This is a genomic window from Kitasatospora sp. NPDC059722 (assembly GCF_042733235.1).
Taxonomy (GTDB): Bacteria; Actinomycetota; Actinomycetes; order Streptomycetales; family Streptomycetaceae; genus Kitasatospora.
Genome location: NZ_JBHWGD010000070.1, coordinates 22,569 through 35,344, shown reverse-complemented (window position 1 = coordinate 35,344; position 12,776 = coordinate 22,569). Strand labels below are relative to the sequence as shown.

General features: G+C 74.2%; 12 protein-coding genes. 4 read left to right on the top strand and 8 right to left on the bottom strand.

What is annotated here, in order from left to right; translation table 11 throughout:
• The first annotated feature begins 113 nt into the window (after nt 1-113).
• Nucleotides 114-551 (top strand): NAD(P)-dependent oxidoreductase, encoded by a 438-nt coding sequence (locus tag ACFV4F_RS32690; protein WP_380441450.1) that lies wholly within the window; start codon nt 114-116, stop codon nt 549-551.
• 196 nt (nt 552-747) lie between these two features.
• On the opposite strand, the gene ACFV4F_RS32685 is transcribed toward ACFV4F_RS32690, so the two are convergent.
• Nucleotides 748-1,821 carry an endonuclease/exonuclease/phosphatase family protein gene (locus ACFV4F_RS32685; protein ID WP_380507997.1) on the bottom strand — a complete coding sequence of 358 codons (1,074 nt, stop codon included), beginning with the start codon at nt 1,819-1,821 and terminating at the stop codon, nt 748-750.
• A gap of 86 nt (nt 1,822-1,907) precedes the next feature.
• Between ACFV4F_RS32685 and ACFV4F_RS32680 the strand changes: the two genes are divergently transcribed.
• From ACFV4F_RS32680 to ACFV4F_RS32670, 3 genes are all read left to right on the top strand, one after another.
• Entirely contained in the window at nt 1,908-2,594 is a 687-nt protein-coding gene (locus tag ACFV4F_RS32680; protein ID WP_380507994.1) for a response regulator transcription factor, read from the top strand.
• Nucleotides 2,587-3,693 carry a sensor histidine kinase gene (locus ACFV4F_RS32675; protein WP_380507991.1) on the top strand — a complete coding sequence of 369 codons (1,107 nt, stop codon included), beginning with the start codon at nt 2,587-2,589 and terminating at the stop codon, nt 3,691-3,693. Before ACFV4F_RS32680 ends, ACFV4F_RS32675 begins: the two co-directional genes overlap by 8 nt.
• Nucleotides 3,694-3,814: 121 nt before the next feature.
• Complete coding sequence (locus ACFV4F_RS32670; protein WP_380507988.1) at nt 3,815-5,005, top strand: alpha/beta hydrolase family protein; 1,191 nt, start codon at nt 3,815-3,817, stop codon at nt 5,003-5,005.
• A 100-nt stretch (nt 5,006-5,105) separates the two neighbouring features.
• Here the strand turns inward: ACFV4F_RS32670 and ACFV4F_RS32665 are convergent, their stop codons facing one another.
• Genes ACFV4F_RS32665 through ACFV4F_RS32635 form a run of 7 tightly spaced genes read right to left on the bottom strand, consistent with a single transcriptional unit; the run spans nt 5,106 to nt 12,616 of the window.
• Nucleotides 5,106-6,302 carry an ATP-grasp domain-containing protein gene (locus tag ACFV4F_RS32665; RefSeq protein ID WP_380507986.1) on the bottom strand — a complete coding sequence of 399 codons (1,197 nt, stop codon included), beginning with the start codon at nt 6,300-6,302 and terminating at the stop codon, nt 5,106-5,108.
• Nucleotides 6,299-7,819 carry an AMP-binding protein gene (locus tag ACFV4F_RS32660; protein WP_380507983.1) on the bottom strand — a complete coding sequence of 507 codons (1,521 nt, stop codon included), beginning with the start codon at nt 7,817-7,819 and terminating at the stop codon, nt 6,299-6,301. Before ACFV4F_RS32660 ends, ACFV4F_RS32665 begins: the two co-directional genes overlap by 4 nt.
• A 1-nt stretch (nt 7,820) precedes the next feature.
• Nucleotides 7,821-9,500, bottom strand: a complete 1,680-nt coding sequence (locus ACFV4F_RS32655) for an ABC transporter substrate-binding protein (protein ID WP_380507980.1) — start codon at nt 9,498-9,500, stop codon at nt 7,821-7,823.
• Nucleotides 9,497-10,015 (bottom strand): flavin reductase family protein, encoded by a 519-nt coding sequence (locus ACFV4F_RS32650; RefSeq protein WP_380507977.1) that lies wholly within the window; start codon nt 10,013-10,015, stop codon nt 9,497-9,499. Before ACFV4F_RS32650 ends, ACFV4F_RS32655 begins: the two co-directional genes overlap by 4 nt.
• A complete protein-coding gene (locus tag ACFV4F_RS32645) occupies nt 10,012-11,061 on the bottom strand; it encodes an LLM class flavin-dependent oxidoreductase (protein WP_380507974.1) in 1,050 nt (349 codons plus the stop codon). The genes ACFV4F_RS32650 and ACFV4F_RS32645 overlap by 4 nt, the downstream gene beginning before the upstream one ends.
• 27 nt (nt 11,062-11,088) lie before the next feature.
• The gene (locus ACFV4F_RS32640) at nt 11,089-11,271 is read right to left on the bottom strand and encodes an MbtH family protein (RefSeq protein ID WP_380441470.1); all 183 of its coding nucleotides are present in this window, start codon (nt 11,269-11,271) and stop codon (nt 11,089-11,091) included.
• 22 nt (nt 11,272-11,293) lie between these two features.
• On the bottom strand, nt 11,294-12,616 hold the full coding sequence (locus ACFV4F_RS32635) for an MFS transporter (protein ID WP_380441472.1): 1,323 nt from the start codon (nt 12,614-12,616) through the stop codon (nt 11,294-11,296).
• Between the last annotated feature and the right edge of the window lie 160 nt (nt 12,617-12,776).

Sequence of the window (12,776 nt, the reverse complement as noted above, 5' to 3'; positions counted from 1 at the left end):
CTCGTGTCTTTTTGTGTTTGTGTGTGTGGTGTTGTGTGTTTTCTTGCTCGACCCCCCCCCCCCCCCCGGGGGGCCGCGCGCGGCGGGGCCCCCCCCCCCCCCCCCCCGACGCCGTGCTCTCCGGCATCGGCCAGGCCGGCCGCACCGACCCACTCAAGCCCGCCTCCACGTCCGCGCGCGCGGCGGTCGCGGCCATGACGGCCACCGGGGTCCGCCGCCTGCTCGTGGTGAGTGCCGGCCCGCTCAACCGCGGCGGCACCGGCCAGCCCCTCCTCGCGTCCAAGGTCTTCACGCCACTGCTGTGGGCGGTGCTCCGCGACCTCTACACCGACCTGGAGACGATGGAGCGCCTGCTGCGCGACACCGACCTCGACTGGACGTCCGTCCGGCCGCCGCGGCTGACCGACGCCCCCGGGCGCGGTCGCACCCGGCGCGACGTCGAATCCGGCCCGGCCGCGACCAGCGTCGCCCGGGAGGACGTCGCCCGCGCGATGATCGACATGGTGGCCGCGCGGGAGACCTTCCGGCACGCCGTCGGGGTCGGCGGCTGACGGACCCGAACCCGCTTGTGACGTACCGCCGGGACGCGGTCGGGTGGTGCCCGTGCCCACCGCCGAACTCATGCCCCGCGGCAGGCTGGTGATCACCGGCTGCGGGACGGACGGCCGCGGGCCCGGGCTCGATGCCGCCGAATGCCGCCGAATGCCGCTGGATGCCGCCGGCCGGACCGCGGTGCCCGGCAGGCGTTCACCACCTGATGCCCGCCGCGACCGGCAGGTGGTCGCTGCCGGTGTCCGGCAGGACCCGGGAGCTCGTCGCCGTCACGCCGCGGACCAGGATCTGGTCGATCCGCACCACCGGGAACGAGGCCGGGTAGCTGAAACCGAAGCCGTCCCCGGCGGTCTCCTGGGCCGAGCGCATCCGGGCGGTGAGGCCGGCGAACGCGCGGTCGTCCAGGCTGCCGTTCAGGTCCCCCAGCAGCAGCGTCCGCTCGCTCGCGTCGGCGGCGACGGCCCGGCCGATCGCCTGCACGCCGATGTCGCGCGAGGCCGTCCAGAAACCCGACGAGGGGAGGACCCGGACGGACCCCAGGTGTGCCACGTACACGGTCAGCGGCCCGCGGTCCGTGGCCACCGTGGTGCGCAGCGCCCGGTTCTCGGCCGCTTTGCCGTCCACCGGCCGGGTGTCCGCCAGCGGCCCGTAGTCCATGACGTCGATCGGCTGGGCGTCGCCCAGCGGCAGCCTGCTCCAGAGGCCGACGGTGCCCCGGACCACGTGGTACGGGTACGCCGCCGCGAGCCCCTTCTCGTACGCGTCCGTGGACTGCGGGGTCAGCTCCACCAGGGCCAGCAGGTCGGCGCCGGAGGCGGCCAGGCGACGTGCGGTGCCGCCCGGGTCGGGGTTGTCGGCGTCCACGTTCTGCTCGGCCACGGTGAGGTCGCCGCCCGGGCGGGACTTGTCGGCGAGCACTCCGCCGAAGAGGGTGAGCCACGCCGTGACCGGCAGCAGCAGCGCCACCACGGCGGCGGCCGATCGGCGCCACAGCGCCGCGACCAGCAGCAGCGGGACGAACAGGCCGAACCACGGCAGGAGGTTCTCCACCAGGCTGCCGAGGTGCCAGACGCCGTTCGGGATCTGCGCGTGCAGCAGCAGGACCAGGCCCAGCAGCAGCGCCAGCGCCGTGAGGACCGGGCCGCGCTTCCACGGCTCCGGCCGGGAGGCGGCGCGGAGCGCCCGGTGCAGCGGCGTGCGCCGTGCGGTCGGCTCCTCCGTTCGCGTGCGCTCACCGGCGGTCGTCGTCACGTCCTGCTTGAGGTTCATTCCGCCAGTCAACGGGCGTCGGCGTTGCCGGGGCGTATGCGATTTCCGATACGCGGACGATATGTGCGGGCTCGTAGCATCGGGGGATGCGCGTGTTGATCGTCGAGGACGAGCTCTACCTGGCCGAGGCCATCAGGGACGGCCTGCGGCTGGAGGCGATCGCGGCCGACATCGCGGGTGACGGCGACACCGCGCTGGAGCTGCTCGGCGTCAACGCCTACGACATCGCCGTCCTCGACCGCGACGTCCCCGGGCCGTCCGGTGACGAGATCGCCAGGCGCATCGTCGCCTCCGGCAGCGGCATGCCGATCCTGATGCTCACCGCGGCCGACCGGCTCGACGACAAGGCCTCCGGGTTCGAACTCGGCGCCGACGACTACCTCACCAAGCCCTTCGAACTCCGGGAGCTCGCCCTCCGGCTCCGGGCCCTGGACCGCAGACGCGGCCACAACCGGCCCCCGGTGCTGGAGCTCGCCGGCCTGCGGGTGGACCCGTTCCGGCGCGAGGTCTACCGGGACGGCCGCTTCGTCGCGCTGACCAGGAAGCAGTTCGCCGTGCTCGAAGTCCTGGTCGCCGCGCAGGGCGGTGCGGTCAGCGCCGAGGAACTGCTGGAACGGGCCTGGGACGAGCACACCGACCCGTTCACGAACGCCGTGCGCATCACCGTCTCCGCCCTGCGCAAGCGCCTCGGCGAGCCGTGGATCATCGCCACCGTGCCGGGCGTCGGCTACCGCATCGACGCCACGGGAAGCACTGGAGCCGACCGTGGTTAGGGCCCCCGGACCGAGCGTCCGCCTGAAACTGGCCCTCAGCTACGCCGGGTTCCTGATGGTCGCCGCCGTCCTGCTGCTCGCCGCGGTCTGGCTCTTCCTGCTGCGGTACGTCCCCGACCGGGCGTTCCTCATCCCCGGCTCCACCGACACCCCGACCAACAACGGGGTGTTCCCCGTCCGGTCGAACCTCCTGCACGTCTTCGCCCCGAGGGCGGCCGTCGTACTGGCGTTCCTGCTGGTGTTCGGCCTGGTCGGCGGCTGGCTCCTGGCCGGCCGGGTGCTCGCCCCGCTGAACCGCGTCACCGAGGCCACCCGGCTGGCCGCGACCGGATCCCTCCGGCACCGGATCCGACTGCCGGGCCGCGCGGACGAGTTCCGGGAACTCGCCGACGCCTTCGACACCATGCTGGCCCGGCTCGAAGCCCACGTCGACGAACAGCGTAGGTTCGCCGCCAACGCCTCGCACGAGCTGCGCACCCCGCTGGCGACCACCAAGGCGCTCCTCGACGTCGCCCGCACCGACCCCGACCCGGACGTCGCCGGGATCGTCGACCGCCTCCACGCCGTCAACACCCGGGCGATCGAGCTCACCGAGGCGCTGCTCCTGCTCAGCCGGGCCGACCAGCGCTCCTTCACCCGGGAGCCCGTCGACCTGTCCCTCCTGGCGGAGGAGGCGGCCGAGACGCTCCTGCCGCTCGCCGAACGGCACGGCATCACCCTGGAAACCTCCGGCACCGTCGCCCCCACGACCGGATCGCCGGCACTGCTGCTACAGCTGACCGTGAACCTCGTGCACAACGCCATCGTCCACAACCTGCCCGAGGGGGGAACGGTACGCATCGACACTCGGACCCGCCCGGGCGTCGTGCTGCTCACCGTCGACAACACCGGCGAGCAGCTCTCCCCGCACCTGGTCGCGACCCTCACCGAGCCGTTCCAGCGCGGCACCGGCCGCATCCGCACCGACCACGCGGGCGTCGGCCTCGGCCTGGCGATCGTCCACTCCATCACCCGCGCGCACGACGGAACGCTCACCCTCACCCCGCGCCCCGGGGGCGGCCTGCACATCACGGTGGAACTGCCCGCGGCGGCCGCCTGACGGAAACGGCCGGTCGTCATCCAAAGGGATGACACCGCTGATTCGCATGGATGATGGCTCGTCAGAACTTGCATCGGCAGGCGGATTCGGGGGGCCAGGCCCCGAATCTAGTCTCAACGGCATGAACCGATACCGCCGCGCAGCCGCCGTCACCGCCCTCGTCCTCGCTCTTCCGCTCCCGCTGGCCGGGGCCGCCATGGCCTCGCCCGCGCAGCCCGTCGCCACCTCCGCGCCCGCCTCCACGCCCGTCTCCGCGAGCGCCGCCTTCCACGGCGAACTCCCGCGCCCCACCGGGCCGTTCGCGGCCGGCGAGGAGGTGCTGCACCTGACCGACCCGGACCGCACCGATCCGTGGGTGCCCGCGGCCGGGCCGCGGCAGCTGACGGTGTCGATGTTCTACCCGGCCCGGCCCGGCACCGGGGAGGCCGCCCCGTACATGACCCCCGGCGAGGCGCAGAACTTCCTCGCGACGCGGGTGCCGCCGGGCACCGGTCTGCGGCCGCAGGACCTCGTCGACACCAAGACCTACGCGTACACCGGCGCGAAGGCCGCGGGCGGGAAGCACCCGCTGGTGGTGCTCTCCCCCGGCTTCGAGAACCCCCGCGCCACGCTGACCGGCCTGGCGGCCGACCTGGCGAGCCGCGGGTACGTCGTGGCCCTGGTCGGCCACACCTACGAGGACTCCGGCGAGACGCTCGCCGACGGCAGCACCCCGGGGTGCGCGCTGTGCGACAGCGGGGCACCCGACTCGCTCCCCGACAGCCGGGCGAAGGACGTGTCGTTCGTCCTGGACCGGCTCACCGGGCACCACCCGGCCTGGCGCCTCGCGCACCTGATCGACCGCGACCGCATCGGCATGGCCGGGCACTCGATCGGCGGCGCGTCGACGCTGAACGCGATGGCCGCGGACGAGCGGATCCTCGCCGGGGTGAACATGGACGGATCCTTCTTCCCGCCGGTCCCGACCGACAAGCTCGACGGACGCGCGTTCCTCCTGCTCGGCAAGCAGAGCGACCACTCCGCCGGCAGCGGCGACCCGTCGTGGGGGCAGGCCTGGGCGGGCTGGGACGGCTACAAGCCCTGGCTGGCCGTCGCCGGCACCACGCACGCGAGCTTCACGGACGTCCCGGTCCTGGCCGCCGAGGCCGGCCTCCCGCTCCCTCCCGGCACGACCACCTCACCCGAGCGCGGGATGCAGCTGACGCGGGAGTACGTCGGCGCCTTCTTCGACCAGACCCTGAAGGGCCTCCACGAGCCCCTGCTCGACGGCCCGTCGGCGGCGAACCCGGAGGTGTCCTTCCAGCACCCGTGACCGGCACCCGTGACCGGCACCCCTGACCGGCACCCCTGACCGGAGGCTGTCTCCGCCCCTCGGCGGAAACAGCCTCCGCTCCGCGCCCCGAGCGTTGCGATCAGGCCAGCGTCGGGCGGACCGCCAGGAAGCGGTCGACCGTGCGCTCCAGGTCCTCCGGCGTGGCGCAGTCCAGGATCGCCCAGCCGATCCGCTCCTGCGAGGAGTGCGGCGGCCCCACCACCGCGCCCGGTTCGGCGTTGACGCCGCCGCGCACCACGCCGGGCCAGGCCAGCCACTCGTGCTCGCCGGCCGACTTCAGCACGCCGGTCCGGTCGGCCGTCACGAAGCAGCTGCCCGCGTGGTGCGTGGCGACGTCGGAGGGCGGCTGGAACGTGCCGCCCCGGGCGAGGGTGAGCACGTCGGCGAACAGGTCGGTGCCGGCCACGATCGACGTCGCCTCCATGCAGTGGTCGCCGGGGGCCCGGACCGCGACCTCCATGATCACCAGGTCGGTACCCCTGGTCCGGAACTCGACGAACATGATCCCGGTCCGCATCCGGATCGCGTCCGCCACCGCCTGGCCGAGCGCGTCGGCGGCGCGGCCGAGCTCCGGGTCGGTCCGCTGGTGCCCGGCGAAGTGCGCGAGCTCGACGAAGTCCGGTGCGTTGGTGGTGAGTTTGCGGGTCAGGCTGCCGAAGCAGACCCGGCCGTCGACCGCCAGCCCCTCCCAGTTGTACTCCTGGCCCTCGACGTAGTCCTCCACCAGCAGGGCGCCCTCGGTGTCCCGCCGGGCCACCGCGTCGGCCCACTCCGCCGGGGTCGCGACCCGCTCGACGCCCTCGCTGCCCGCCCGGTCGAGCGCCTTGACCACGACCGGCAGACGGCCGGCCGCCCACTCGGTGGCGGCCGACAGCCGCGGGGTCTTGAGGTGCTCGGGGTTGGCCAGACCGGCGGCCGCGAACCGGAAGCGCTGCTGGCTCTTGTCCCGGGAGATGGCCGCCGCGTCCAGGCCGGGACCGGGCAGGCGGTGCTGTTCCTGGGCCATCGCCGCGGCCAGCACGTGCACCTCGGAGGAGGCCACCACGCCCTCCGGACGCACCCGGCGGACCAGTTCGGCGGTGGGCCGGATCCAGCCGTCGTCCCGTCCGGTCGCCGCCGGGTCGACCTCGGCGGTGGCGGTGATGCAGTCGTACCGCTCGCGCAGTTCGGCGGCCCGCGCGGCGGTCTCCACGAGGGCGATCTCCAGGCCGAGCCGCTCCGCCGCGCGCAGGTAGCCTTCGAGGATCGGGGCGGCCCCGACCAGGACGATGCTCATCGGACACCTTCGGTGAGTGAGGCCGCCAGGGCGCGGCGGTCGGTCTTGCCATTGGGGTTGAGCGGCAGCGCGTCGAGGTGGGTGAAGCCGCGCGGCACCATGTACGGGGGCAGGTCGCCGAGCAGCGAGCGCAGCGCCACCGGATCCTGCTCCCCGCCCGTGTAGCAGGCCTCCAGGCCCAGCTCGTCGTGGGCGTCGGGCAGCGCCAGCACCACCGCGTCGGTGACGCCCGGCAGTGCGCGCAGGGCCGCCTCCACCTCGCCGAGTTCGATGCGGTGGCCGCGGATCTTGACCTGCTGGTCCAGCCGGCCGAGGTGGACCAGGCCGTGGCCGCTCACCGCGACCCGGTCCCCGGTCCGGTAGTAGAGCTCCGGGCCCACCGTCTCCTCCTGGTGGATCACCGCCCGGGTCCCGTCGAAGGAGACGAAGCGCCCGGGGTTGTCGGAGGGCTGGAGGTAGCCGGGAAATCGCTGCGACCCGCGAATGCACAACTCGCCCTCCTGCGCCGGGAGTCCGTCCTCGTCCAGGACCAGGAAGTCCAGGTGGGGGTAGGGCTCGCCGATGGGGACGGTGCCGTTCGCCGGGGACGGCCACTCCTCGGGCCGGGTGGGCAGCCGGTACTCGGTGCAGATCACGGTGGTCTCGGTCGGACCGTACAGGTTCTCCAGCAGGCTGCCGGGCGCGGCCCGGCGCCACAGGTCGATCTGCTGCACGGTCAGCCGCTCGCCGCAGAATCCGCTCCAGCGCAGGCTGGGCATGCTGTCCGGGGCCAGGTCGCGCAGCCGGTGCGCGTAGTTGATGATCGACGGCACCGAGAACCAGTGGGTGATCCGCTGCCGGGCGATGAAGCGGGCGGGGCGCACCAGTTCGCTGCGGGTCGGCACGACCAGGGTCGCGCCGGAGCCCCAGGCCGAGAACATGTCCCACACCGACGGGTCGAAGGTGAGGTCGAAGGTCTGCGACAGCCGGCAGCCGGGGCCCAGTTCGTACCGCGGGATGACGTGGTCCAGCAGCGCCGAGACGTTGCGCTGCAGCACCGGCACCCCCTTGGGCGTGCCGGTCGAGCCGGAGGTGAACAGGATGTAGGCGATGTCGTCCGGCCCGGCCGCCCCCACCGGCGCCTGGTCCGCGGGGTCCGCCGGCGCGTCGGCGAGCACCACCGGCACCGGCAGGCCCGGCGCCGGCGCCTCGCTCAGCACGACGTCCAGCCGGGCCAGTTCGGCGACGGCGGCGAGCCGGTCGGCGGAGAAGCCGGGGTTGAGCGGGACGGCGGTGGCGCCGAGCCGGTGGACCGCCAGGTAGCCGGCGTACGCGGCGACGCTGCGGTTGGCCAGCACGCCGACCCGGCGCGGCGTACGGCCGGCGCACCCGGCCACCAGCCGGACGGCCGCCAGCCGGGCCTGCTCGGCGAGTTCGGCGTAGCCGAGCCGACGGTCGCCGACCTCCAGCGCGCTGAGCTCGGGATGGCGCCGCGCGGTCGCGGTGAACCGCTCGTAGAGCGTGGGCTGGTCGGCCATGTCAGTCCTCCAGGGCGGTGACGTCGGCATGCGTGACATCGGCGTCCGGGACACCGGCGTCGGTGACGTAGGCGTTGTAGTAGACCGGGGTGCCGAGGAAGGAGGAGGTGAACACCCCGCCCACCTGCGAGCCGTGCAGCGCGAGGTGCACGTAGGAGAACAGCGGCACGACCGGCACGTGGTCGCGCATGAGCAGCTCGTCCAGGGCCGCCCACTCGCCGGCGGCCGGTTCGGCGGGCAGCCGGCCGATGCGCTCGATCTCGGCGTCGACCGCCGGATCGGCGAGGTAGCTGGTGTTGTCGTTGCCGCTCGGGCCGATGGTCCGCCCGTCGAAGGCGCCGAGCAGGGTGGAGGCTCCGGGCCAGTCGGCGGCCAGGCACATCATGTAGAGGTCGTACGGGTTGCCGCGGGTCTTCAGGGCGCCGTTGTGCGAGGGCCGGTCGATCTCCACCACTTCGGTGCGGAACCCGGCCCGGTCCAGGCTGTCCGCGAGCGCGCGGCTGCCGGCCAGAAAGTAGTCGCCGTCCCGGCTGAGCAGCCTCAGCTCGGGCGTCCGGCCCGCGAGCAGCTCCGCGGCAGCCGCGGGGTCGCCGTTCGGGCCGCCGGGGTTCGGGTCGGGGTAGTCGCGGTGGCCGATGGTGGCGGCGGGCAGGATGGTGTGCACCGGTTCGCCCTGGGTGTCGCCCACCATGACGGCGCGGACGCCGACGCGGTCCACCGCGCGGGCGACGGCCCGGCGCACGTCGGGGTCGGTGACCCGGGCGGTGTTGATCACCAGGTACCAGATCAGCGGGGTCGGGTCGCGGCGCAGCCGGCCGGCCAGGGACGGGTCGGCGAGCAGCTGCGCACCGACCGCCTGCGGGGCGTTGTTCTCGGCCACCGCCCGGGCGTCGTGGCCCCGTTCGTCCCTGACCCGCAGGTTCTGCTCGCCGCTCCCGACGCCGAGCTCGATCTCGATCCGGTCGGGGTGGTCGTGCCGGACGGGATCGGTGGCCGGGTCCCAGTGCGGGTTGCGCTCCAGGGTGATCCGCTTGTCGGGGACGTGTTCGGCGATCCGGTACGGGCCGCTGGCGACCGGGGCGAGATCGTAGTCCGCGCCGGTGTCGGCGTCGCGCGGGACGGGCGCGGTGACCGCCTGGGAGGCGGCGAACGGCAGGTCGGGGTGCGGCTCGCGGAAGCGGAACACGAGGGTGTGGGAGTCCGGCGTCTCCAGGCCGGGCACGTCGGCGGGGCCGGCCGCGTACGGGCCCGGGTAGTCGCCGTTCTCGCCGAGCCAGGTGCGCAGGTAGGTCGGGCCGTCGGAGACCTCCGGCGCGAACGAGCGGGCGATCCCGTACGCGACGTCGGCGGCGGTGACCTCGCGGCCGTCCTCGAACCGGACGCCCCGTTTGAGGGTGAACTCCCAGGTGCGGCCGTCGCCCTCGACGTCGCGGCCGGGCGTCTCGGCGAGGTCGCCGACCAGCACCCGGCCGCCGGCGCCGTCCTCGCGGAACATGGTCAGGGTGCGGAAGAGCAGGTGTCCGACGGCCATCGACTGGAGGGTGTAGCTGCGCTGCGGGTCCAGGTGGTCGTAGGCGGCGTCGCGCAGGATGTGCAGGGTGCCGCCGCGGCGGGCGCCGGGCTGGGCGGGGGCCGAGCCCCGGGAGGCGGCCGGGTCGCGGGCGATGGCGTCGGAGGTCATGCGGGTATCTCCAGTGCGGGGGCGGTGGTGTGGAAGGCGCCGCCGGAGAACACCAGCGGCTGCGCGGCGGGCGGGCGGCCGATCGCCTGGACCGCGCCGACGACGATCGCGTGGTCGCCGGCCGGGTGGACGGCGTGGACCGTGCAGTCGAACCAGCCGGCGCCGTCGAGCAGCACCGGGCTGCCGGTGGCCGGCCCCGGCGCCCAGGCGTCGTCGGCGAAGGCGGCCGCGCCGAGCGGCCGCCGGGGGTCGGCGAAGCGGCGCGCGGTGGCCTGCTGCCCGGCGCCGAGCACGGTGACCGCGAAGGCGCCGGTGGCGAGCAGGTGTTCGCGGATCCGGGCCTTGTGGCCGACGCAGACCAGGACGAGCAGCGGGTCGAGCGAGACGGTGGCGAAGGAGTTCGCGGTCATGCCGAACGGCCCGTCGGCCGACCGGGTGGCCACCACGGTCACGCCGGTGGCGAAGCGGCCCGCCACGCTGCGGAACGCGTCCGGGTCCGGCGTGGTCCGGTTCATCCGGCGCTCCGCTGCCGGAGCCGGTCCAGGTGTTCCAGGCCCGCGAGGACGGTCTCGTCCGGGATGCCGAAGTCGATCAGGCAGGCCAGTTCGTCGACGCCGGCGGCCCTGGCCCGTTCCACGACCGCGGACGCCTGCTCGACCGTGCCGAACAGGCCGCTGGAGTCGTAGTAGGTGTCGAAGGAGCGGCGGACCAGGAAGTCCACGTCCGACTCGCGGAGCTTGTCGACGTCGAAGCCCTGGAGCAGGCTGGTCGCGGAGCGGGCGATCAGCCGGAAGGAGCTCTTCAGGTACTGCGTGAACGGCTCGCGGACGGTCTCGCGGACCTGCTCCGGGTCCTCGCCGAGGAAGCTGTGCAGCATCAGCACGACGTGTCCGGGCCGGCCGTCGTGGCCGGGCCGGGCGGCCAGCGCCTTGCGATAGACGGCGATCTTCTCGGCGAGCTGGTCGAAGTCCTGGCCCAGCAGGTGGGTCAGGACGCCCGCACCGGCCCGCCCGGCGGCCTCGAAGGTCTGCGGCCCGCCGGCGCTGGTGACCCAGACCGGCAGTTCGGGCTGGACCGGCCGCGGGAAGGCCCGCACCTCGGCCGGGTTCCCGGCGCCGTCCACCACCGGCAGCGGCTCGCCGCGCCACAGCGCCCGCAGGGCGTCGACGGTGTCCAGCACGGCCTGCTTGCGCTCCGGGTAGCCCTCGGGCCGCAGCGCGAAGTCCACCGCGTTCCAGCCGGAGGCCAGGGAGATGCCGGCCCGGCCGTTCGACAGGTTGTCGACCACCGCCCATTCCTCGGCGATCCGCAGCGGGTGGTGCAGCGGGGCGACGACGCTGCCGGCCCGGACGCCGATCCGCTCGGTCACCGCGGCGACGGCGGCGCCGGTCACCGAGGGGTTCGGGTAGGGCGCGCCGAACGGGTGGAAGTGCCGCTCCGGCGTCCACACGGCCGCGAAGCCGTGGGTGTCGGCGAACCGGGCCCCGTCCAGCAGGAGGCGGTACCTCCCGCGGGCCGGGTCGTCCGAGCCGTCGGCGAAGTAGAAGAGACTGAAGTCCATGGGGCTTCCTCGGGGTTGTGCGAACGGCTAGCGGACGGCGAGCGGTCGGAGGTCCGTCCACACCTCGGCCACGTGCGCCAGGCACGCGGCCCGGTCGCCCCGGAAGCCGGTCTCGCGCCAGCCCGCCGGGACGGGGACGAGGACGGGCCAGACCGAGTACTGCTCCTGGTCGTTGACGACGACGGTGTGCACCGGCTGGTACTCCTGCACGGCAATGCCTTTCGGTTGGAACTCAGTGGGAACGGAGTTCGTCGGAGATCGGGTCGGGCAGGCGGTGTTTGATCCGCACCAGCGAGGAGGTGCCGAGCGGGATCAGGGCCAGGCAGAACCCGAGGGTGGTGATCAGGACGGTGGTGCGCAGGCCGAGGAGCGAGCCGAGCCCGCCGCCGACCAGCGCGCCCACCGGGGCGATGCCCATGGCCACGAACCGGTTGGTGGCCGCCACCCGGCCCTGCAGCGAGTCCGGCGTGATGGACTGGCGGATCGTCACCATGGTCACGTTGTTGGCCACGCCGAACGAGGCGAAGACGAAGTTGACGGCCATCAGCGCGCCGGTCTCCACCGGTCCGCTGCCGCGCACCAGGGCGATCAGCGGCATGACGAGGTTGGCCACGCACGCGGTGAGCAGCATGGTCCGGCCGTAGCCGAGCTTCTTCGGCAGCCGGCCGGCGAACACCGCGCCCACCAGGAAGCCGGGGCCGAGCGCCGCCATCACGAGGCCGATCTCGCCCGCGCTCAGCCCCAGGGTGTGCGGCATGTACTGGACGAAGACCACCTCGAAGGCGGTGAAGGACAGGTTGAAGGTGGAGGCCATCAGCGTCATGGTGCGCAGCGGCTCGTTGCGGAACACCAGGCGCAGCCCCTCCCGCACCTGGCGCAGGGTGCCGGCGGCCCCGCCGTCGCCGGTCGGCTCGGCGGGCTGCTCCCGGTGCCGGATCAGCCAGATGTTCAGGACCGACAGCAGGTAGGAGACGGACGCGGCGGCCACCGCGAGCGGTGCGCTCAGCCACTGCACCAGCACGCCGCCGATCGCCGGGCCGCCGATGGTCGCGGCCGACTGGCTGCTGCCCAGCGCCGAGTTGCCGGCCGCCAGGTCCTCGCGGTCGACCAGCCGGGGCAGGTAGGCCTGCGCGGCCACGTCGAACAGGACGGTGCAGCAGCCGGCCAGGAAGCCGAGCACGTACAGCCAGCCGATGCCGAGCCGGTGCATCGCGTACAGCACCGGGACCAGGCCGAGGATCAGGGCCCGGCCCAGGTCGGCGGCGGCCATCAGGTTGCGCCGGCGGACCCGGTCGACCAGCACGCCGGCGAACAGCGAGACCAGCAGGTAGGGCAGTCTGACCGTGGTGGACAGCAGGCCGACCTGCTGGGAGCTCGCGGCCAGCGCGAGCACGGCCGTCAGCGGCAGCGCGAACTCGCTGATCTGGGCGGCGAACAGGGAGGCCGACTGGCCGATCCACAGTTTGGTGAAGTCGGCGTTGCGCCACAGGCTGGGGCGGGGTGCGGCCTCCTCCTCCCCGGAACCGGGTGCGGCCTCGGCGGCGGCGGTCGACATGGTGGGGCTCCTCAGGGTGCGGTGGTGGGTTCGGCGCCCCGGCCGGCCGGACGGGCGCGGACCGGCCGTGCGGCCGGCCGGGGGGCGGGGCAGACGGAGACGTCCCCCGCGGGCGCGCCCGGCCGCGCGGCCGCCCAGCGGGCGGGCCCCGCCGCAGAAC

What these genes read in the sequence shown, in the direction of transcription:
- ACFV4F_RS32670 (WP_380507988.1), top strand. Translation starts at nt 3,815, where the DNA reads ATGAACCGATACCGCCGCGCAGCCGCCGTCACCGCCCTCGTCCTCGCT.
- ACFV4F_RS32685 (WP_380507997.1), bottom strand. Translation starts at nt 1,821, where the DNA reads ATGAACCTCAAGCAGGACGTGACGACGACCGCCGGTGAGCGCACGCGA.
- ACFV4F_RS32650 (WP_380507977.1), bottom strand. Translation starts at nt 10,015, where the DNA reads ATGAACCGGACCACGCCGGACCCGGACGCGTTCCGCAGCGTGGCGGGC.
- ACFV4F_RS32680 (WP_380507994.1), top strand. Translation starts at nt 1,908, where the DNA reads ATGCGCGTGTTGATCGTCGAGGACGAGCTCTACCTGGCCGAGGCCATC.
- ACFV4F_RS32655 (WP_380507980.1), bottom strand. Translation starts at nt 9,500, where the DNA reads ATGACCTCCGACGCCATCGCCCGCGACCCGGCCGCCTCCCGGGGCTCG.
- ACFV4F_RS32665 (WP_380507986.1), bottom strand. Translation starts at nt 6,302, where the DNA reads ATGAGCATCGTCCTGGTCGGGGCCGCCCCGATCCTCGAAGGCTACCTG.
- ACFV4F_RS32645 (WP_380507974.1), bottom strand. Translation starts at nt 11,061, where the DNA reads ATGGACTTCAGTCTCTTCTACTTCGCCGACGGCTCGGACGACCCGGCC.
- ACFV4F_RS32635 (WP_380441472.1), bottom strand. Translation starts at nt 12,616, where the DNA reads ATGTCGACCGCCGCCGCCGAGGCCGCACCCGGTTCCGGGGAGGAGGAG.
- ACFV4F_RS32660 (WP_380507983.1), bottom strand. Translation starts at nt 7,819, where the DNA reads ATGGCCGACCAGCCCACGCTCTACGAGCGGTTCACCGCGACCGCGCGG.